This window comes from Thermogemmatispora argillosa, assembly GCF_059696725.1.
The window spans coordinates 3,670,290-3,691,257 of the sequence record NZ_AP019377.1; the positions used below are offsets into that span (position 1 = coordinate 3,670,290).

General features: G+C 57.8%; 13 protein-coding genes and 2 tRNA genes. 14 read left to right on the forward strand and 1 reads right to left on the reverse strand.

Translation table 11 applies throughout. The features are described 5' to 3' along the window. Positions 1-32: 32 nt before the first annotated feature. Together AC6H1L_RS14310 and AC6H1L_RS14315 are read left to right on the forward strand one after the other, a co-directional pair. Positions 33-3,356 carry a glycosyltransferase family 39 protein gene (locus AC6H1L_RS14310; RefSeq protein ID WP_497598166.1) on the forward strand — a complete coding sequence of 1,108 codons (3,324 nt, stop codon included), beginning with the start codon at positions 33-35 and terminating at the stop codon, positions 3,354-3,356. Positions 3,357-3,396: 40 nt separating this feature from the next. Beyond that, positions 3,397-4,725, forward strand: a complete 1,329-nt coding sequence (locus tag AC6H1L_RS14315; protein ID WP_497598167.1) for a hypothetical protein — start codon at positions 3,397-3,399, stop codon at positions 4,723-4,725. A 63-nt stretch (positions 4,726-4,788) separates the two neighbouring features. Here the strand turns inward: AC6H1L_RS14315 and AC6H1L_RS14320 are convergent, their stop codons facing one another. Further along, the gene (locus AC6H1L_RS14320; RefSeq protein WP_497598168.1) at positions 4,789-6,123 is read right to left on the reverse strand and encodes an MFS transporter; all 1,335 of its coding nucleotides are present in this window, start codon (positions 6,121-6,123) and stop codon (positions 4,789-4,791) included. 200 nt (positions 6,124-6,323) lie between these two features. Between AC6H1L_RS14320 and AC6H1L_RS14325 the strand changes: the two genes are divergently transcribed. The 12 genes from AC6H1L_RS14325 (at position 6,324) to AC6H1L_RS14380 (ending at position 20,757) form a co-directional block, all read left to right on the forward strand. Next, complete coding sequence (locus AC6H1L_RS14325; RefSeq protein ID WP_497598169.1) at positions 6,324-8,057, forward strand: acyl-CoA mutase large subunit family protein; 1,734 nt, start codon at positions 6,324-6,326, stop codon at positions 8,055-8,057. 318 nt (positions 8,058-8,375) lie between these two features. Beyond that, entirely contained in the window at positions 8,376-9,299 is a 924-nt protein-coding gene (gene prmA / locus AC6H1L_RS14330; protein ID WP_497598170.1) for a 50S ribosomal protein L11 methyltransferase, read from the forward strand. 6 nt (positions 9,300-9,305) lie between these two features. Then, a complete protein-coding gene (locus AC6H1L_RS14335) occupies positions 9,306-10,115 on the forward strand; it encodes a 16S rRNA (uracil(1498)-N(3))-methyltransferase (protein WP_497598171.1) in 810 nt (269 codons plus the stop codon). Between the two features lie 161 nt (positions 10,116-10,276). Then, positions 10,277-10,351: transfer RNA gene (locus tag AC6H1L_RS14340), tRNA-Gly, on the forward strand. 5 nt (positions 10,352-10,356) lie between these two features. Beyond that, positions 10,357-10,427, forward strand: a tRNA-Cys gene (locus AC6H1L_RS14345). 67 nt (positions 10,428-10,494) lie between these two features. Next, the gene (gene recO, locus AC6H1L_RS14350) at positions 10,495-11,343 is read left to right on the forward strand and encodes a DNA repair protein RecO (RefSeq protein ID WP_497598172.1); all 849 of its coding nucleotides are present in this window, start codon (positions 10,495-10,497) and stop codon (positions 11,341-11,343) included. A gap of 76 nt (positions 11,344-11,419) precedes the next feature. After that, positions 11,420-13,138 carry an MFS transporter gene (locus AC6H1L_RS14355; RefSeq protein WP_497598173.1) on the forward strand — a complete coding sequence of 573 codons (1,719 nt, stop codon included), beginning with the start codon at positions 11,420-11,422 and terminating at the stop codon, positions 13,136-13,138. An 82-nt stretch (positions 13,139-13,220) separates the two neighbouring features. Further along, complete coding sequence (gene hisD, locus AC6H1L_RS14360) at positions 13,221-14,552, forward strand: histidinol dehydrogenase (RefSeq protein WP_497598174.1); 1,332 nt, start codon at positions 13,221-13,223, stop codon at positions 14,550-14,552. Between the two features lie 356 nt (positions 14,553-14,908). Further along, on the forward strand, positions 14,909-16,705 hold the full coding sequence (locus AC6H1L_RS14365; protein WP_497598175.1) for a protein kinase domain-containing protein: 1,797 nt from the start codon (positions 14,909-14,911) through the stop codon (positions 16,703-16,705). 59 nt (positions 16,706-16,764) lie between these two features. Further along, a complete protein-coding gene (locus AC6H1L_RS14370) occupies positions 16,765-19,461 on the forward strand; it encodes a protein phosphatase 2C domain-containing protein (RefSeq protein WP_497598176.1) in 2,697 nt (898 codons plus the stop codon). Positions 19,462-19,669: 208 nt separating this feature from the next. Continuing rightward, positions 19,670-20,038: an NADH-quinone oxidoreductase subunit A gene (locus tag AC6H1L_RS14375; RefSeq protein WP_297160537.1), complete on the forward strand. Its 369-nt coding sequence runs from the start codon at positions 19,670-19,672 to the stop codon at positions 20,036-20,038. After that, positions 20,029-20,757 (forward strand): NADH-quinone oxidoreductase subunit C, encoded by a 729-nt coding sequence (locus AC6H1L_RS14380; RefSeq protein ID WP_497598177.1) that lies wholly within the window; start codon positions 20,029-20,031, stop codon positions 20,755-20,757. The genes AC6H1L_RS14375 and AC6H1L_RS14380 overlap by 10 nt, the downstream gene beginning before the upstream one ends. Positions 20,758-20,968: the final 211 nt, after the last annotated feature.

The following is a 20,968-nucleotide window of genomic DNA, read 5'->3' on the forward strand; positions in this document are numbered from 1 at the left end:
AAAGAAGCAAGAAGGGATGGTCGTAGGGTCTTATGATGAAGCATTGGTTCTGGGGGCATGTAAGTGCTGAGTGGCTAATCACGCCCTCGCTGGCTGCGCAGCAAGCTCAGCAAAAGCCTCTACTCTTCTCTCTTCGGCGCTTTTTCCCCAATGCTGGCAGTCTCTGTTTACTGTTATTGGCAGTGTTAGGAGCAGCCTGGTTCGCCTGGCAAGTGGCTATAGTCCCACAGTCAACCGACTTTGATCCTGACTGGGAAGCGGCCCGCTGGATTACAGCAGCAGACGGCAGCGCGCCTGTTGCCTATTTTCGTTATACACTGCAGCTCAAGGCATGGCCAGAAGTAGCGGTTCTTACAGTAGCAGCGCAGCAGACCTTTACACTGGCTGTCAATGGGGTAGCGCTGGGCAACAATCAGGGCCAGTTTGCTCCTCGGGCCTACATCTACGATATACGGCGCGCCTTACGTATCGGCGTCAACGTCGTCGCTGTGCGTGTAGCTAATGCCGACCTACAGTTACCAGCCCTGAGAGCTTTGCTAGAGCTAAGGAAGGGAGCAACAGTCTATCACTATGGCTCTGGAGAGTCCTGGCACGCGACTGCTCAAAGCGGTCTAGCCCATCGTCGTGATGCGGTCGCTTCCAATGCCTGGAGCTTGCCCGGCTTCGACGCGGCTGACTGGCGACCGGCCCGAAGCTTTCCGGGAAAGATGGACTCCATCCCTTATCTCTCCGTGAATCCCCGCCTTTATCAGCAACCCCTGCCTCGCCTCTGGCTCAGGACTGACAGTCCCGATGCCTGTTTTTTCAGGCTCCTCGATATACCAGCAGACGCAGCCAGGGTCTGGTTACGTCTTGGAAGTACCGCCCAGACAAGCATCTATCTGAATGGCAGCCTGCTGACAACCCTGAGCGGCGGATGGCAGCCACTGCCCTTCAGATCTGCGTCTTCGCGAGCGAGCTATCAAGCCGGGCTTGCGGTGATGCTCTATGAGATCTCGCCCTGGCTGCACCCCGGTCACAATGCGCTTGCCATCCACGTGATGGCGCCGGCCCCGCTGGCTGACGGGGAGATAGAGCAAGGAGCTGGCAAGGCCAGCGTACTGGCCGACATCATGATTGAGCATAGCCAGGGTCGGAATCTCTGGCTGGAACCATCAGAGGCCTGGCGTCTGGTCAGCCATCAGGTTTGTGGACGGCTGGGAACGGAACAGCCGCCGAAGCGCTGGCCAGCAGCCCCGCTGGAACCGTCCTCTGCTCCTTTGCTCCTGCCATACCTGAGCGCGGTCTCACTGATCTCGCCTTCGCTACTCTCTATCCCTGCCAATGGATGGCTGGTCATCGGCGGAGCGATGGCAATTGTGGGGTTACCGTGGCTGGTACTGGGCTTACTGCTTGGCCTACGCTGTTCCACTGCGCCGCGTCTCATCTGGCGACCCTTGAGCCTGGCGGTAGTACCACCGCTGACGCTCGTCTGCCTGCTCATTGTGCTGGCACGCCTTCCACTCTTTCCGCATCCCTGGCCGTATACCTGGCTCTGGCTTGAAGGCCTGGGAGCACTGCTGCTGCTGGACTATGCAGCGCTGGCCTGGGCAATCTGGTCCAGCGCCCGGCTTCGGGCCAGCTCAATAGCGATACTAAGTGAGGGCGGGGGAGCTGAGAGGAAAACGGTAAAGACGAGAACAAATACTACGGTTGGCTCAGCAATATGGCTCCGGCTCCAGAATTGGAGGCCATTGTCGTCTCACTGCCAAGCGACCCCTCGATCTCTTTGGAGATCCTGGCACTTCTGGGGCGCTCTGGCACCCATCATAGTCATAGCCGTACTTCTGTCTGGCTACCAGCTCTCGTATGAGCCTTACTGGCAGGATGAGCTTTCTAGCTACTACGCCGCACGTGGCATTTTGAGCACGGGCTGGCCATTCTTCCCCTCAGGTTTTCTCTACACGAAAGCAGAACTCTACTCCTATCTGCTAGCAATCTGGAATGCACTCTTCGGTGAGCATCCAGCACTGACCCGTGCCATCAGTGTTGGAGAGTACCTGGTGAGCCTGCCGTTACTCTACTTTGCCGGGCGCTACCTCTTCTCCCGGCGCGTGGCCTGGCTGGCCACGGCCATGCTGGCCTGCTCGCCCCTCGCTCTGATCTGGTCGCGTCAGATGCGCATGTATCAGCAAGCGCAACTCCTCACGCTCCTGACCCTGTTGCTCTTTTATGGCTGCCTGCAGCGCCCGGCGCGCTCTCGCCTCATCTATGGAGCTGCACTCAGCCTGTTAGCGACCTATCTAAGCCATGAAGAGACCTTCATTATTCTGCCAGCTCTGCTGCTCTGCGCTCTCTGCTGCAGAGACCGGCGGCGACTTAGTCTCTCCGCTCTCTGGCGTTCACCCTCCTGGCAACGGGCTGCTTTGCTTTGCGGAGCAGGCATCAGCGCCCAACTCTTGCTAACCCATTTCAGCCGCCCGCCTGTCCTGGGTACTGATGCTTCGCAACGACCACTTATCCACTTCACAATCAATAACTTTATCTTCTATGCAGAAATGCTGTTTAATCCTATCGCTAGCGAGCGGACGCCCTGGCTCTTTCTCAATTCCATCGGCCTGGTGCTAGGCTGTCTACAGGCCGTACGTAGAAGAGATCCACGCGCCTGCTACTGTGTCTTATTCTTCCTCGCTGCCTGGCTGACACTGGTCTATGCTTTCACACTCCAGGCTGATCGCTATCTCTATCCGCTGCTGCCATGCTACTACCTGCTCAGCGCCTACGGGACGAGTGGGCTAATCCAGAGGCTGGGAAGCGCAACAGCAGCCGTGGCGGATGCGAGCCTGTCGCCTTCTGAGTGGAACTGGAGACGCCTGATAGGAACCCGGCGCCTCATGCTGATAGGAAGCTCGGGTTTACTTTGTGCTCTTCTCTTAATTGCGCCGTTGATAGCGATGAACGCAAGTAGTCTATTCCTGAGCCGGCTGCTGGGCCTCCCCTACCATCGTCACTATGCCGACTACGATCTCATAGGGGCCTATCTACGGCAGCATCTACGCCGAGGAGACGTGGTAATTGCGGTAGCTCCCGCCAACTGCGTACGCTACTATGTTGGGCAAGTCGATTACTTTTTCTCCATCGATCGTGCTCTCTATCTCATGGAACGGCATGGGCAGATCATCGAAACCGCCTCCGCCGCGGAGGCACTCCTCAACCAGGATGATTTTAGCGCAGTGCTAGCTGAGCATACACGCATCTGGATTGTCTCAGATAACGGGCCATATGAGGCCGCTGTCAGAAAGCGCTTTATCTTTCCCTCCGATGTGCACCTGGTCTTTGAAGGGTACGCATCGGCTCTCTATCTGCGCGGCGGTTAGCTATTTCGGAGGGTCTAATTCTATGCGTAAGAAGCTATACATGATATTGAGAATTATCGTGTGGATTGTGATTGTGCTTTGGGTAATTATGACAGCAGCAGGGTACATTGTGAGCTGCGCCCCGCTGTGGGAGCGGCTCCCGCGTCCGCCCTTACTTGTAGGGAGCAACCTTGCACCCACTTCAGAGCAGCTCCCGACCTCGCTGGCCTTGTCAGCCGACTGGCCTGAGCAGGCCGAGACAGTCATTGAACAGGTGCTAGAGAACATGCATGAGCATGCCTGGAATGCGCAGGCCAGAACACATGGCCTGCGCACTGGCGGCCTCTTCATTAACTGGAAGATGAGCGACCCCCAGCATGTCAATGCTCTGCGTCCCAACCCGCAAGAGGGAACACTAGAACGACACGATCCCCAGGTCGATCTGCTCTATCTCAACGCTCTAAGCTCCTATCGGCGTCTCCATCCAGACAGCAAAATCTATCAGGCTGATCTTCAGCGTATCCTGGCAGTAGTCAAGCTGGCATTTAAAGGCTACAACCTACCCAAAGGCTGGATCTACTTCTCTCTTCTCACCCCAGGCCTCACGCTGCCCGATGCCGCTTTGCTGGAGGAAGCGCGCGCAGTGGCCGAACGCTTCTATCGCTTTTGGTATGACCCGCTCCTAGGAGGAGTCTACGATCGGCTCCATCGGCCTCCAGATTACAGCACGGTTCATACACTGGAATGCGGCGCCGCATTAATCGACGCTGGAAAACGCTGGCATATGCCGGCATGGAGAGAAGCCGGAGAGCGAACCCTGCAACACGTCATCAACGTGGCCTTTGACACCCGTTGGCACCTGCTTCGTGAGAGCATGGTAGTGGGTCCCGCTGGCCATGATCAGCCGCAAAGCGATGAGGTAAGAGCGGCCTCCGAGGGAGAGGCAGTCTCAGCGCTGGCGCTCGCTTATCGCCTCACAGGTCAACGACACTACCTCACACTGGCAGGCCTGTTGCTGCGGAGCCTCTTCATGACTAGCGGTCTCTGGGATGAGCAGCGTGGCGGCTTCTACTTTGCTCTTCACCTGAGCAATGGCAAAGTAATCCAGGATTACAAGGAGACGCGTGCTCAGTGCCTGACGGTAAATGGCCTGCAGCTCTATAATGCCCATGCCAGCGCCCCATTCCTCAGCCAGGAGCGTTCCTTGATCGCCTTACTCTTGGGACCATTTTACGAGCATACCTATCATGGCTACTTTTATCGCCTGAGCGCTGATTTCCAGATCTACGTTAGCAAAGCCGGTGCTGGGATCGGTAAAGAAGACTATTTCACCTCGGAGGCAATGGGCTGTGTACTCAACGCTTTGTTCGCCGTGCTCCTGCCGGCATAGATCCCGGCTGCTAGCTCTCCATAACGGGAACCGCATGAACAAGCTTAATGGCCTGGTACTCCGCTAACGCTGGTTGGCCTTCGACTGCTGGCGGATCAGAGTTAGCAGGCTGCCAGCTAGAAGGTAGGAGAGTGCCATGACGATAAAAGCAACCTGGAAACCGAACTGATCGATGAGCCAGCCGATGATGCCTCCCCAGGCAGAGCCAACGCCGAAAGCGAGCGCAAAGTACAAACTAAAGGCATTGTCGCGCAAATCGCGGCTGGCTGAGTCGGCCAGGTAGGCTTGAAGCAAAGGAGCTTCGGCATAAACAGCCAATCCCATCAGCAACAAGGCCGGAGGGATCAGCCAGAAAGGCATACCTGGACGGGCGACCTCAATGAAAAGAAGCGTAGTCGCAGCCGAGGCCCCATAGAACAGATAGAGCATGGGGCGACGTCCCAGACGATCCGACAGCCGTCCGCCAAGCAACGGGCCAATCACGCTGCCAAGGAGCAGCAAAGTCAGGAGTATCCCCTGCCAACGGCTATCGACATGGCGCACGTTCTGCAAATATAAGGGGACATAAGTCGTGACATTGCCCAGACCACGCCCGCCAGCCGCAATGATAGAAACAGCCATGATAATCAGGAGGGTACGATCGCGCAACGGCAACAATAAGCTTTTGACCACCTGGAGCAGCTCAGGCCCGCGCCCGAGGAGGCTGCGAGCCGATGGTAACGCGCTTCCCGCTGCTCGCCGCCGGGCACGCTGACGCCGGTCGAGAGGTCCACCCTCCTCGAGCAGGATCAGAATGGCAATGCCGATCAGGATACCGGGCAAAGCAGCCACATAGAGCAAAGGGCGCCAGCCCCAGAGTCCGAGCAGAGGACCAGCGATAAACGGGACAGCCAAGGTGCCGATATTCCCACCGGCGATGTGCCAGGCTAGAGCATAGCCATGTCGACGCTGGCCATAGCGGTCGGTCAGATAAGAGCTACCTACTGGATGCTGCGGAGCAGTGGCCAGCCGAAAGGCAGTACTCCAGGTCATCAAAGGCCAGAAACCATTGATCGTACCAGTAAGAAAAGTGCTCAGACCGCCGAGGATCGCACCGCTGCCAAGCAGCACCTTACGCAGGATATAGCGGCTGAGTAGACCAAAGACCACCTGAAGAAACCCGCCCAGGGCATTGGGCAGAGCTACCACCAGACCAATCTGGGTATAGCTGAGATGATACTCTGCCTGGATAAGAGGGTAAACAAGCGGCATCAAGACAGTGATAGCATGAATGAAAGCATGAGCTGTACTGACCAGGAAAAGATCCCGCCCTGCTGCGGGCAAAGCAGCGATCTGCTCTTCCGAAAGCGTAGCATCGCGACTCAGACCATCAGTTGCCTTCTGCTCTGCTTGTTGCATAAGATCCCTCCCAGTTAAGTGTAACATGGAAAGAAGCGCGGGAGGAGAGAGAAGAAAAAGGCGCTTGTCAATAAGCGGTGGGCTATGCGGGGGCCGCAGCTATGGTACAATACAACTGTGGAAATCGTCCCGGGGGACGGCAAGGTCAATGGCTCAGGCCGTCCCGCAGGGTTCTCTCTCGATGAAGAGGAGTGAGCGGCATGCTAGACCAGGAATCTGTAGATGTTGGCAAGGAACCCGGCCTTGTGCAGGGAACCCTCTTTGATAAGACCGAACTTGAGAGGCTGGCAGCCGAGCAACGGCGCTGGGAAGAAACCACACTGAAACAGTCGCTGGAGCGTATGCCTGAGCGCGAGCACCTCGTAACCACCTCCAGCGTGCCTATCAAGCGCCTCTATACCCCGCTGGATGTCGCCCACCTGGATTACATGCGCGATATTGGCCTACCGGGTGAGTATCCGTTTACCCGCGGCGTACAGCCGACGATGTATCGAGCCAAGCCGTGGACCATGCGCATGTTTGCCGGCTTCGGCACGGCTGAGGATACAAACGCGCGCTTCAAGTATCTACTGCAGCAGGGACAAACAGGGCTATCGACAGCCTTTGACATGCCCACGCTCTACGGCTATGATACTGATCACCCAATGGCTGCCGGAGAGTTCGGCAAATGTGGCGTAGCGGTCTCCTCACTAGCCGATATGGAAATCCTCTTTAAGGATATTCCTCTTGATCGCATTACGACCTCCATGACCATCAACAGCCCTGCGGCAGTCATCTGGGCCATGTATATCGTCAATGCAGAGAAGCAGGGTTACCCACGTGAGAAACTAGGAGGAACGCTACAAAACGATATCCTGAAGGAGTACATTGCTCAGAAGGAGTTCCTCTTCCCGCCTGAGCCTTCGTTACGCCTCGTCGTCGATACCATCGAGTTTGGAGCGCGCTACATGCCGCGCTGGAACACAGTGAGCATCAGTGGCTACCACATCCGTGAGGCAGGTGCCACGGCTGTCCAAGAGCTGGCTTTCACCATTGCCAACGGCATGACCTATGTAGAAGCAGCCCTCCAGCGTGGCCTGAAGATCGATGAATTCGCGCCGCGACTCTCCTTCTTCTTCGACGTACATAATGATTTCTTTGAAGAGATCGCCAAATTCCGCGCGGCGCGCCGCATCTGGGCCAAACTCATGCGTGAGCGCTATGGAGCCAAAAATCCACGGTCCTGGTTGCTCCGCTGTCACGCCCAGACAGCCGGTGTCTCCCTGACAGCGCAGCAGCCAGAGAACAATATTGTACGCACAACTATCCAGGCTCTGGCCGCTGTGCTCGGCGGCACGCAGTCGCTCCATACCAACGCCCTCGATGAGGCCCTGGCCCTTCCCACAGAGAAAGCGGCCCTGATTGCGCTGCGTACCCAGCAGATCATAGCCTATGAAAGCGGCGTTACCAATACCGTTGACCCGCTCGGAGGCTCCTACTTCGTGGAAAAACTTACCGACGAGACCGAGCAAGCGGCTTGGGAGTATATCAGGCGCATCGAAGAACTAGGGGGAGTGCTGGCTTGTATCCAAAATGGCTTCTTCCAGCGAGAGATCGCTGAATCAGCTTATCGCTATCAGCAAGAGATCGAGCAGCGTAAGCGCATCATCGTTGGCGTGAATGAGTACGTGATGGAAGAGGATATGAAGGTGCCCACGCTTTACATCGATCGCGAAGGGGAGCGTGTCCATCTAGAACGCCTGAACCGTGTACGCAGAGAGCGCGATCAGACGGCTGTGCGGAAGGCTCTCGACAACCTGCGCCGTGTAGCCGAAGGAACAGAGAATACCATGCCGGCCATCATTGAGGCCGTGAAAGCCTATGCCACCCTGGGCGAGATCATGGATGTCTTCCGCTCAGTCTTCGGAGAGTATACAGAGCCTGCCGTCTTTTAGCCCAGGCTCGGGCTGACGCACTGGCACTACGCCCGTCCAATGCTATCCAGGGGAACAGATCAGAGATAGACTGGCCAGCCAGCTTCAAAACCAGGCCCCAGGGATGGGTGAGCTGATAAACAGGGGTGGAATCCCTGTCCCTGTCTTGGCTTGCCTGCTTGATTGCTTAGCTGGCCGCCAACTGTTCCCCTCATTTTCCGCGGGCAGGGCCAATGCGTTGCGTGCAGGCCCTGCTGATGGCATAATAGAATATCGCGCGACCCCTTGGGGTAAGAGAGTGATAGGGCGTTACCTGATTAAGGTGAGGATCGAGATGCGATGCAGTGGATAGAATTAACGGTACAAGCGCACCCAGAGGCGGTTGAGTCCGTCAGTGAACTCCTCATGCGTTATACGCATGGCGGCGTAGCCATTGAGGAGCCGATCGAGCTGCTTGATGACGGACAAGAATATCGCATTCTCCCTGGTCATCCGGTGAAGATTCATGCCTATCTGGCAGTCGATGGCAAGGAGGAGGAGGCCCGGCAGCGCATTGCCGAAGGACTGTGGCATCTGGCCAGCATCGGTACCGGACTGGTGGGAGAGCTAGAAACGCGCCTGATCCGAGAAGAAGATTGGGCGACCGCCTGGAAAGAGTCCTATCATGTAACGCACATAGGCCGGCGCCTGGTCATTTGCCCATCATGGCGTGAGTACACTCCGGCTCAGGGCGAAGTCGTGATGACGCTTGACCCGGGGATGGCCTTTGGTACAGGCCTGCACCCAACAACCAGGATGTGTCTGGAAGAACTAGAAAAGCGCATTCAGCCGGGGATGCGTGTACTCGATCTTGGAACAGGCTCGGGTATCCTGGCCTTAGCCGCGGCCTTGCTGGGAGCTGATGAGGTCGATGCCTACGATATTAGCGATGTGGCTGTCGCCAGCGCCCGTGAGAACGTGGAGCGCAATCATCTCAGCGAGCGCATTCGGGTCATCCACGGCACCCTTGATGAAGAGCGTAGCCAGACCCTGGCTGGTCGCTATCATCTGATAGTGGCGAATATTCTCGCTGGCGTAATCTGCTCATTGGCACCGCTCATGGCTACGGTACTGGCACCCGGGGGGCTACTGCTGGCCAGTGGCGTGCTGCAGGAGCATCGCGAGAAGGTCGAACAGGCTTTGAGAGAGGCGGGATTGTCTCCCCTGACCACTGTCCAGGCCGATGACTGGTTACTCTTTGTCATGCGCAAAGCGGCCTCATAAGCGGCTATGCACCGTTTCTTTGTCCCGCCTGAGTTGTTGATCCAGACCACGACCAGCCGGTCCGCGACGCGCCGGGTCATGTTGCCACCGGCAGTGGCTCATCAGGTACGCGATGTTTTGCGGCTTCCCCTCGATGAGCATCTACTCCTGCTTGATAACACGGGCGCTGAGGTCGAGGCCCGAATCGTCCACACCGGGCGGTCCGGCGTCGAAGTAGAGCTTCTCGAACGACGGGAGGGCAGCGGAGAGGGCTGCCTCCGGCTGGTGCTCTATCAGGGACTGCTGAAGTCGGCCCGCTTCGAATGGATTCTAGAAAAGGGGACGGAGCTGGGCATCAGCGCCTTTGTACCACTACGCTGCCAGCGGTCACAGGTAGGTCTGGAGGCTATTGGCGCCACGAAAATCCAACGCTGGAGACGTATCCTCCAAGAGGCGGCAGAGCAGTGTGGTAGAGCACGTATCCCCGAATTGCTCCCCGTACGCAATCTCCGCCAGGCGTTAGCCGAGCTGCCTGCTGATGCCTTGATTGTAATGCCGTGGGAACAGGAGAAGTTGCTCAGTATGCGCGCAGCTTTGCGCGCTCATCAGGAGCAGGTCCGTGCAGCTTTGCTGAAAGGCCCATTAACGGTAGCCCTCTTTATCGGCCCCGAAGGCGGCTTGACTCCCGAGGAAGTGGCGCTAGCGCGTGAGCGTGGCGCCCTCATTGTCTCACTTGGTCCCCGCATTCTTCGCGCAGAAACGGCGGCTCTCGTGGCCGCTGCCAATGTGCTCTACGAATACGAGCATATGGAGAACCCTTCCGGCGAGACAGCTTGATCGCCGATCTCTGGGCCAGGGGCGAGCAAACATCTCCCTCTTTTCCTGGTCTCCCGCGTGCTAAGAAATTTTTGGAAGTCGGGGCCAAACCCGTTGACAAATCGCCAGAGATGTGCTATCTTAATGGCACAAGGTTAGAGAACTCCTCTCTAATCCAAGTTGCGGGAGTGGCTCAGTGGTAGAGCGCTTCCTTGCCAAGGAAGATGTCGCGGGTTCGAATCCCGTCTCCCGCTCCAGGTGCGGCGACGTGGCCAAGTGGTAAGGCAGGGCTCTGCAAAAGCCCGATCAGCGGTTCGAATCCGCTCGTCGCCTCCCTTCTCTGATGTAAAGGCGTGATGCTTGGTGCTCACGTCTTTTTTATTGTTAAGGACTCCAGCGCATGCGGCAGCAGCGTAGCTACTCCACCAGAGCGATTGTCCTCAAGCGGATCAACCTCGGTGAGGCCGACCGCATTGTAACACTCCTCACTCCCTCTCATGGGAAGATCCAGGCGGTAGCTAAAGGAGTACGTCGCCCGACCAGTAAGCTCGCTGGTCACCTGGAACTCCTCTGCCACAGTCAGCTGCAATTGGCTGTTGGGCGCGACCTGGATATCGTAACGCAGGCAGAGAATCGCGAGAGCTTTCTTGATCTGCGGACAAGCCAGTGGCATATGACCTGCGGTTTTTACCTGGCTGAGCTGGTAGATCGGTTCCTTGAGGAGCATATCCAGCACAGTCGGGTGTACTTTCTCATGCTGGAGATGCTACGCGCCCTCGACAGCGATGCGGCTCTCTCGCAGCAAAAGCAAGCGGCTGATAAAGCGGACGATCCCTTACACACAGTCTCTCAGTTGCTGCTGCGCTACTTTGAGATTCATCTCCTAGGCCAGGTAGGTTATGAGCCGGCCTTTCGGGCCTGCGCTCATTGTGCTACCGAGCTACGTCCAGAGCAAAACGGCTTCTCCGCTTCATTGGGGGGGGCCCTTTGTCCTCGCTGCTCACGTTTCTGGAGTCGCCCTCTCTCAGTCAAAGCCCTGCATGTACTGCGCGTGCTGCAGCGTAGCGAGTGGCAGGCCGTCCCTCGTTGGCAGCTCGATGCCCCTCTCCTGCTGGAAATTGAGCGCGTAATGTATGATCTCCTCCGTTTCCATCTGGAGCGCGACTTGAAAACTTGGAGCTTTCTTGAAATGCTGCGCCTGGAGCGAAATTCTAATGGTCCCGCCCTTCCCTCTGGTCAGAATCTGTGATAGAGTGTGCTCAGGTCAGTCCTTTTGGGGTTATCGTTCGGCTTCTTGGCCTATCTCCTTGCGAGGAGGTTTTCTTATGAATCCATCTGCTCCCTCCGTCAACGCCGACCTGGGAGTCTCTAAACGGCGCACCTCCAGCTATGCAGCCTATGCCTTCGCGATCATGTTTTCTATTAATTTCCTCAACTACATGGATCGCTACATCTTCACAGGCGCGTCTTCCGTCATTGGCCAGGAGCTGGGGCTAGGCCTTGACCAGCTTGGCTATCTTGGCTCAGCCTTCCTTATCATCTACACGCTGGGGACACTGCCCTTTGGTATCTGGGCCGATCGTACACTGCGTAAGAACGTGGTGGCGTTCTGTGTAACTATCTGGAGTCTGGCCACTGCCTTGACGGCCCTGGCTGGCAACTTTATCGCCCTCTTCCTCGCTCGAATGGTCCTGGGGGTCGGTGAGGCTGGCTACTATCCCGCCGGCATAGCTTTGCTGAGCGACTACTATAGCCGTAAGAAGCGGGCCCAAATCATGAGTCGCTGGGGAGCTGGCTCAATGCTTGGTCTGATGGTGGGTTACGTTCTCGGCGGCTTCGTGGCTGGCTTAGGAAAAGGAACCTGGCGCTTTGCTTTTCTGATCGCGGGCATCCCCGGCCTGGTGCTTGCCCTGTTAGCCTGGCGCTTGCGGGAACCGAGACGCAATGAGGCCGATGAGCAGGAGAGAATGGAGGCGGAGCAGGCCGGCGGCCTCTTGACGGAGGAAGAGCAGAGAGACTCCTCTCTCGTGCAGAGGCATGTCAAATCAATACTCCAGGCGCTGACCTATCTCTTAGGGGGCTTCATCTTGGGTGGGGTTGTTAGCAGCCTGGTGCTCAAAGACTGGGGGATTGCTCTGGCCTTTGTGATCATCGGTCTGGTCCTGGTGCTGGTCATTGCCCTCTTAGCGCTTGGCGGTCTGCTCGTGATGAGTCGCTGGCAGCAAGTCAGTAGGCAGGCGCCCACAAGCGAAAAAGTGACAACGCCTGCCCCCGCTCCGGCTGAGGCGGAGGAGCGCGTCGCTGTTTCCTGGCGTCTACTTCGGCAAGACTTCACGGCTCTGTTGGGCATTCGCAGCCTGATTGTGCTGACTCTGGTCCAGGCCTTTGCCTTCTACGCCCAAGGGGCGAGCGTCACCTTTTTGCCAGTCTATCTGCACCAACAGGATGCTCTGGGGCTGACGGTGGCGCAAGCGGCGACCCTCTCGGGCGTGGTGGTGGTCATTGCCGGCATTGCAGGTATGATCATCGGCGGCTATCTGGCAGATATCTTGAATACCTTCCATCCGGGGGCGCGTATTCTTGTTTGTGGTATCGGCTTTTTGCTCTGCGCGCCTAGCTTTGCCCTGGCGGTGACGGTCCGTAGTACTACCGCTTTCATGGTCTTTTTCTTTATCACAGCCATGCTCATCTTGCTTTATAATGGACCATGCACGGCGGCCATTCAGGACACTGTGCCCTCGGCCCTGCGCGCCTCGGCGCTTGCCCTGGCCCTGCTGGTCGCTCACTTGCTCGGCGATGCCTTTGCGCCATCGCTAGTTGGCGTCCTGGCCCAACATTTTGACCCAACGCATGGCGGCCATTTCGCACACAATATCGCCGGTCAGGACCTACGCCAGGCGCTCTTAGTGACCTGTGTTCCGATGCTGGCGCTGGCTGGACTGATTGGAATCTTCGGCGCGCGCTGGATGAAGAGCGACGTTGCTGCCGCCCAGCGTGCTGACGCGCTGGCGCAGGCACGTGGTACAGGTGCTATCTCAGCATAGCCGAGGTCAGTCGCGCTTACAACAGGTGGGCATGGTGAGGAGAAAAAACAACAGGCATCTCTTCATCGGAGTCTGGTAAGTAATGGTGCATTTTTATGAGCTGACGACAATGGATGCAGCCCAGCGCCGGCGTTTACTGCGCCGCGCTGAGCTGCATATAGAAGAGATAACGGAGCGCGTGCGTCCGATCATAGAGGACGTGCGTTTGCGTGGCGACGCCGCTGTCCTGGAGTATACAGCCCGCTTCGACGGCGTCACGCTGAGCACAGAGCGCCTACGCGTAAGCACAGAGGAAATCGAGCGCGCTCATCGCCAACTTGATAGCCGGGTACGCGCAGCTCTGGAGCAGGCCATTAGCAACGTCAAGGCTTTTCATCAACGGCAGTTGCCGCATGAGCAATGGTATACCCAGGTCATGCCGGGCGTCATAGCCGGCGAGATGGTAACGCCGATCAGCAGCGTAGGTCTCTATGTACCGCGCGGCAAGGGGGCCTTTCCCTCGGTGATGTACATGCTGGCCGCTCCTGCCAGCATCGCTGGAGTGCCGCGCATCGTGGTCTGCACGCCTCCGGGCCCTGATGGAGAAATTGACGCAGCCTCCCTGGTAGCTGCCGATCTCTGTGGCGTGCATGAGATCTACCGCGTCGGTGGCGCGCAAGCCATTGCCGCCCTGGCCTACGGCACCGAAACCATTCCGCGGGTGCATAAGATCATGGGACCTGGCAGCGGCTATGTCGCAGCCGCCAAGCGGCTACTGTATGGAGTCGTTGATGTCGGGCTGCCTGCGGGACCGAGCGAAGCCATTCTACTGGCTGACGATAGCGCTGATCCCGAATTAGTCGCGCGCGATCTTTTGATCGAAGCTGAACATGGTCCCGACTCCTCCAGCTTGCTGGTCACGCCAGATCGAGCTCTGGCAGAAGCTGTCAAGCAGCGCCTGCCTGAAAAGATTGCCGCTCTGCCAGAATGGCGGCGCGCCTTCTGCCGAGCCGTCTTAGAAGAGGAGAGGGGGACAGGGGGGATCATCCTAACGCGCGATATGGACGAGGCCGTGGCTTTCGTCAACGAATACGCTCCCGAGCATCTGGAGGTCCAGGTACGTGAACCTTTCGCCTTGCTGACGCAGCTGCGCAACGCCGGTGAGATCCTCATAGGACCTGCCACTCCCATTTGTCTTGGCAATTATTGCATAGGGACTAATGCTATTCTGCCAACAGGTGGTTTTGCTCACACTTTCTCGGCTACTTCGGTCCATGATTTCCTGAAGCGTACCGGAGTTGCCTATGTGACGGCAGCAGGCTACCAGGCGCTGCAGGGAACGACACAGATCCTGGCCGAGTTTGAGGGCTTTCCTGCACATGCGGCAGCCGTCTCTGAGCGTCCATTGCCAGTACGGCCAGAGGCAGGGAAATGAGCTGGCTGGCTGGCCCTGCGGCAGGGCAGGCCAGCCAGGCGCCTGTGAGAAACGCAGGTAAGCGAGCCTGTGCTGGGTTCACATAGAGATAGTACAATAGCTTACTTCCTGTTCAGTGAAAATGTGCTATAATGCGCCCAGCACCACGAGCAACGAGCGAGCGTTTTTCATGGAGAACCAGGACAGCCGGAGCCGATAGGCCAGGGAGAGAAGCGACCGTAGGAGTAGGCGGGCAAGCCAGGAGCAAGCATCGAGGGACCAGGATAATGGCATGTCTTGGCGAAGAGGGCACGCGCGGCGAGGAGCAGGCCTATTGGTAGAGTTGAGGGCTGCATCAAAAAGCGGTGTGAGGAGAGATGGCTAGCAATCACTCTGATCCCAGAGAAGTCGTGTCTGCCGGGAATGCGGCCACACCTTCAAGCGGGGGCGAGAGCGGGCCTCAGTTGCCCCCGCCGCCTGAGGCTCCAGCGGCAGTCGGGGCGGGCAGTGCCATGCCGGCCAGCGCTGGATCTCACGCGCCCGGTGTGGGCGTCATGCGTCTCAGCCCTGGGGTTTTGCTATCGAACGGACGCTATAGAATTGAGCGCCTGGTGGCGGCGGGCGGTATGGGGGCTGTTTATCGCGCGATCGATCTGCGCTTTGAGCGTCCCTGCGCGGTCAAGGAAATGCTGGACGACTTTCAGAGCGAGGTGGAGCGGAACCAGGCGGTGGAGTGGTTCAAGCGAGAGGCGACATTACTGCTCGATTTGAATCATCCCTGCATTCCCCGCGTACGCGACTTCTTTGTGGAAGAGGGGCGCCATTATCTGGTGATGGACTTTATCGAAGGGCGCACGCTGGCCAAGGTGCTGGAGGAGGAGGGGAACGTTATGGGGGTCAATGGGGCGCGGGGCGTGCCCGAGGCGCGCGCCAGAAGCTGGGCGCAGCAAATCTGCAATGTTCTGAACTATCTGCACCGCCAGAATCCACCGATTATTTTCCGTGACCTGAAGCCCTCGAATATTATGGTCACGGACCGCGATGAGATCAAGCTAATAGACTTTGGAATTGCACGTACCTTTCAGTCGCAGCGCCAGGCCACTATCATCATGACCATTGGCTATGCGCCACCGGAGCAGTTGCACGGGATGCCAGAGCCGCGTAGCGACATCTATGCCTTGGGGGCGACGCTACATCGTCTCCTGACACACCATGATGCGGCTAATAACAGGCCGACGATTTTCTCCTTTCCTCCTGTAAGAAGCTTGCGCCCTGATGTCTCGCCTGAGTTCGAACAAGTCATCATGAAGGCTCTCTCGCCGAGTGTAGAGCAGCGCTGGTCGAGTGCGGAGGAAATGGAGCGAGCCATTTTGAGCCTGCCGCCGATCAAAGTGGTGCCGCCGGTGATCAGCAATGTGCCTCCAACGGTAGCGGCTTCCCCAGCAACGCCGCGCAATGTCGCCCTGCCCGTTGGAGGCACTACCGGCCCGGCTGGACAATTCATCCTCACAGCGCAGGCGCAATTGCAAGCAGGGCGAATCGAGGCAGCCTATGCCGCTGTACAGCAGGCTTATGCGTTAGAACCAAATAATGCCCTGGTCCACAAGATCTTTGGGCAGATCTTTGCACGTCGCCAACCACCCGATCCGCAGCGGGCAATCCAGGCTTACAATCGCTCGGTCCAGCTGAATCCGAATGATGCTGAAACGCATAAGCTGGTTGGTGATGTCTATCATTTCATTCTTATGCGCCCTGGTGATGCCATTACGGCCTATACGCAGTCTCTGCGCCTCAATCCCAATGATTTTGAGGCCCATCAGCGCCTTGCGCAGTGCTACGAGCGCTTGAATCAGTTGGGAGCTGCCCTGCGAGAATTTCAGGAGGCGCTGCGGCTGGCACCCAAGGTCCCGGCTTTGCTCGCGGCGCTGCATTACGAGATCGGTCAGCTTGCCTGGCGGCTCAACCAACTGCCGCTAGCAGAGCGGAGCTTTGTGCAGGTTCTGATTATTAATCCCGCCGATCATCAGACGCGCTTTCTCCTAAGCCAGGTCTATGAGCGGGAGAACAAGTTCAGCGATGCACTGCGTGAGTGTCGCTATGTGGTTGGGGCTATGCCTACCAATCAAGCGGCTCAGGCCATGTTACAGCGTCTGCAAGCCAGGTTAGGACGATGAGAAATCGTGCGCTCCTTCGGCGCATTCCGTCAGCTTTGGATGTAAGGGAGAAAGTGCCGATGAGTACATATCACTTGTGTTCTGCGGAAAGGAAAGGCATCGGCCTGCTGTCACGCGTGCTTGGTCCCTTGCTTGCTATCCTTCTCATCGCCTTACAGCTCCTGTGGCCTGTTGCTGCAATCGCTGCTCCTGGGGACGGGAGCGTCGACGTTGGGAAGAATCAAGCGCTTGACCTTGTAGGAGCAGCGGTAGTGCGTTTACTGGTGACCTATGTGCCTGGCCAGAGCAGTCAGCTGCCCCTCACACGTCCTTCGCAGAGCGGCACCCTGGCTGATCAGCCGTTGCCGCTGGGTCTGCCCGGAACCCAATGTACAGGCTTGGGTGTGCTTGTCAAAAGCTGGCAGCCGCAGGGAACAGACGATCTGAATACGTGGCTCTTAACCGATGGTGACCTGGTGGGCAGACAGCGTCTCTGTGGAAATAGCGGCAGCACAAACGGTCTCCCTGATCGGCTAGTCTCGATCGATATCTATAGCAGCACGACGGGACTAGCGAGCTTGTTGGCTCACATTACGTGTGCTGGTTCTTCCTTGATATGCTCGAATCATGGCCAATTGCTCCCAAGTGGGGGAAGTAGCTGCCCGCTAGAACTGAACTGCGCTCATGCGCTGGTGCTCGTGCCTTTCCATAGTGCCTATGCTCTACCTTATGCCGATCTGGCCCCGCTCTCCCAGGAGAGCCAGACGACGTTTGGTTTGGAGCTGACAGATAGCAGCGGTAGCCTGCCTGCTCAAGCCAGTCAGGCGCCAGCTTTTCTGACCCCCATGCTCGTTGGGGGACAAGAGCGACCGGTCAATACCGCCACTTCGACACCTAGTGGGGAGCAAGAAGCGGGCATGCCCGTTATTAATCAACTGGGCCAGGTAGTCGGACTACAGGTGCTGGGCGACGGGACAAGCGATGCGGGTCAAGTGAGTACCCTCCTGCGAGGGTTTAACCTGCTTGCAACGCCGGCTAATCAGCTGCTCGTGCACTGGCGGGCCGGTATCCAAGCCTATTATCGTAACCAATATAGCCAGGCCAAGGCCGAATTTCAGCAGGTCCTCGCGCTGAGCCACAGCCAGCTCCGTGGAGCTCAGGAATTCCTACAGCTAATTAATCAGCGCCTCCAGGCTCAAGCCGTCAGCCAGACCCAAACCCAGCTTCCGGCGCTGAGCGGCGAAACCACCTTGCTGGGCTTCCCGCTCCTTATGTGGGCGGGGGCTGCCGGTGTGCTGCTGCTCCTCCTCCTGATTCTGCTAATCACGCTCATGGTACGGCGCATGAGGATGCGCCGGGAGGCGGAAGGCTTCTGGAAAGAGGCGGAGGAGGCCAAGCGTCAGGCCGACCTGGAAGCGGAGCGCCAGCGTCAGCGGGTGAGGACCTTCCAGACACCACGGCAATCCAGAGCGCAGGCTGGGGCTGGTGCGTTGCCACAGCCGCAGGGGCAGATAGAGAGGAGCGAACGCCCGGCGGCCTCGGTAGGGCCTACCGCCGTGCTCCAGTGTCCAGCTTGCAAGGAGCCGGTCAGTCGGGGCAGCGAATATTGTCCTTCGTGTGGTATCTTACTCTCACCATCGACCTCGGGGCTGCGTCTACGGGCCCTGGTGTCTCCCGAGGCGGCTGCTCAGCCGGCACCTCCTATGTCCGCACCCGAGGCCGGAGAGGCGCCGACCGCCGCCCTATCGGCGCCTGGGCCTCAATCCCCCTCGCAGTCCGTCCTGCAGTCCTCACTCAGCGATCAGCCCACCTTTGTCCTGCCGCCACTCAGCGAGCAGCCGACGCAGGCCATTCTCTCCCCCAGTGCGGCCATGCCGGCGGATAAAACCCAGGCCATAAGAGGAAAACAGCGGATGAGGAGTTTCCAGCTGCTGGTTGGTCATCGTACCGATCCTGGTATCAAGAGGCGCCATAAACCGAATGAGGACAGTCTGCTAGCTATACTTGGCGGAAGACGCATTAATGGACAAGTGCAGCCCTGGGGCTTCTTTGTAGTGGCTGATGGCATGGGAGGCCATGCCAATGGGCAGGATGCCAGTCGTTTGGCCATCCAAACCATCGTCGACTATGTCCTGCCTTCCCTGGTCCGTGAGCGCGAGCTGAGCAGCAATGACTATCAACGTCTCCTGGTAGAGGGGGTTCAGTCAGCCAATCAGGCCGTCCATGAGCAGAACCAGCGCGAGCATGCCGATATGGGCACGACCATGACCACGGCCCTGATTGTCGGTTCTGTGGCGTACGTGGCCAATGTCGGCGATAGTCGCACCTATCTCTATCGGGAAGGCAGGGGCCTCAAGAAAGTGACACAGGATCACTCGGTCGTTGCCAGCCTGGTGGAAGCTGGCATCATCAAGCCCGAGGATATCTATACGCATCCGAAGCGCAACCAGATCTATCGCAGCTTAGGTGAAAAGCCAGTTGTCGAAGTAGATCCTTTCCGAGAGGAGCTGCTGCCCGGCGATAAACTCTTGCTTTGCTCCGATGGCCTCTGGGATATGACGCGTGATCCCCATATCGAGGCAGTACTACGCAAACCTGCTGAGCCGCAGCGACTCGTCGACGATCTGGTCCAGCTCGCCCTCGATGGAGGTGGTGAGGATAATATCTCTGTCATTGTGGTCCAGCTCGTGGAAAGCGCACGCGCGCAAACTACGCCAGACTTGCAAGTGCTGGCTCAGCCCGATCAGTTTGCTCTTCCGACCCTACCGCAGGGCTGAAACCGCAGCAGCAGAGGCGCGCCAGGAGAGAGAGGCACCCTCCTGGCGCTTTGCTTTTGGGTCCCCTGGGTGGTAGCTCTGCTAGGTCAGAGAGGGTGAGGGCGAGCGGTCAGTTTGTCGCCTGTTCAACCCTGTGCTATAATCTTTGCAGCATCTTCTGACCCTCTTTTTCTTCATAAACAAGGGTCCAAGAGCTGGAGGAAGGCGTGTGTCACTAACTACCAGTACGGGTTATCTTTACGCCGCGATTCTGCTGGCCGCCGGCTTCACCTTTGTTTTGATCACGATGACGGTCGCGAATCTGCTGGCTCCCAGGCGCAGAACTCAGGAGAAGCTGCAGACCTATGAGTCGGGCGAGGTCCCGATCGGTTCAGCCTGGGTTCAGTATCCCCTGGGATTTTATATCTTTGCTTTACTCTTCGTTGCCTTCGATGTCGATATTGTCTTTATTGTCACCTGGGCTGTCCTCTTCAAAAGTCTGAGTATCTTTGGCTTCTTTGAGATACTCTTCTTCATTCTTGTGCTCGCGCTCGGTCTGGTCTATGCCTGGCGCAAGGGAGTGATCCGATGGATATAGTACCGCGTGTTTCGCAGATTCCGAGCGCTGCCGACTACAGCGACGAGCTAGCCGAGCTTGCGCGTGACCTGGCGCCCCTGGCGCAGATCACTGGTCAGCCGGTGACGCCACGGGTGATGAGAGGCAATTATCTGGGCATCGAAGTTGATCGCGCACATCTGGTAGCCGTCTGTCGTTTTCTCCGGGATCAGCTTGGGTTTGACCTGCTCAGCTGTATCTCTGGGGTTGACATGCTTGACCACCTGGAAACGGTCTATCATCTGCGTTCGACCACGCGCGGCTCGCTCTTGCAGATCAAGGTCCGTCTGGATGCCGAGAACCCGGAGGTAGACAGCGTAGTTTCGGTGTGGCCAACGGCTAACTGGCTGGAGCGAGAGACCTACGATCTGTTTGGCATCCGCTTTACTGGGCATCCTGATCTGCGGCGCATGCTGCTCGATGATGACTTTGAGGGGCATCCATTGCGCAAGAGCTTCCACCAGGTGCCTCTGACCGTCAAGCCGCCAGCAACGACGCAGGTTGATCCCAATATGGCGGTTGCTGGCCAGTATCAGCAGCGTGGGGTTGAGCATGTGGTACAGAAGAAGTTTGGTCAGGGCAAGCTAGAGAGGCTGCATCCAGGAACTCCGACCTTTGGCCATGCTTCCCACGCTCACGAGCACGAAGAAGAGGCAGAAGAGCAGACACGCTCCAGTTCAACGGGGGGCCAGACTCGCTAATGGCCAGCAGCGGGGGACGCAGCAAGAGAACCAGCGTTAGGAAAGCTACAGATGCCGCAAGGAGCGCTGAAGCAGGCGAGCTACCTCGCGCAGGGCAGCAGCCGCGGCCCAGCGAGCGCTTGTCTGGAGGCTTTTCCGCTCCTGAGTTACGTAGCCTGATCTGGTCTCTCTTTCTGGCTCTCGCTTTTTGGTGCCTGGCGATCGTCTTTTA

Coding starts and splice junctions, on each gene's coding strand:
- AC6H1L_RS14310 (WP_497598166.1), top strand. CDS start 33: ATGATGAAGCATTGGTTCTGGGGGCATGTAAGTGCTGAGTGGCTAATC.
- AC6H1L_RS14315 (WP_497598167.1), top strand. CDS start 3,397: ATGATATTGAGAATTATCGTGTGGATTGTGATTGTGCTTTGGGTAATT.
- AC6H1L_RS14320 (WP_497598168.1), bottom strand. CDS start 6,123: ATGCAACAAGCAGAGCAGAAGGCAACTGATGGTCTGAGTCGCGATGCT.
- AC6H1L_RS14325 (WP_497598169.1), top strand. CDS start 6,324: ATGCTAGACCAGGAATCTGTAGATGTTGGCAAGGAACCCGGCCTTGTG.
- prmA (WP_497598170.1), top strand. CDS start 8,376: ATGCAGTGGATAGAATTAACGGTACAAGCGCACCCAGAGGCGGTTGAG.
- AC6H1L_RS14335 (WP_497598171.1), top strand. CDS start 9,306: ATGCACCGTTTCTTTGTCCCGCCTGAGTTGTTGATCCAGACCACGACC.
- recO (WP_497598172.1), top strand. CDS start 10,495: ATGCGGCAGCAGCGTAGCTACTCCACCAGAGCGATTGTCCTCAAGCGG.
- AC6H1L_RS14355 (WP_497598173.1), top strand. CDS start 11,420: ATGAATCCATCTGCTCCCTCCGTCAACGCCGACCTGGGAGTCTCTAAA.
- hisD (WP_497598174.1), top strand. CDS start 13,221: ATGGTGCATTTTTATGAGCTGACGACAATGGATGCAGCCCAGCGCCGG.
- AC6H1L_RS14365 (WP_497598175.1), top strand. CDS start 14,909: ATGGCTAGCAATCACTCTGATCCCAGAGAAGTCGTGTCTGCCGGGAAT.
- AC6H1L_RS14370 (WP_497598176.1), top strand. CDS start 16,765: ATGAGTACATATCACTTGTGTTCTGCGGAAAGGAAAGGCATCGGCCTG.
- AC6H1L_RS14380 (WP_497598177.1), top strand. CDS start 20,029: ATGGATATAGTACCGCGTGTTTCGCAGATTCCGAGCGCTGCCGACTAC.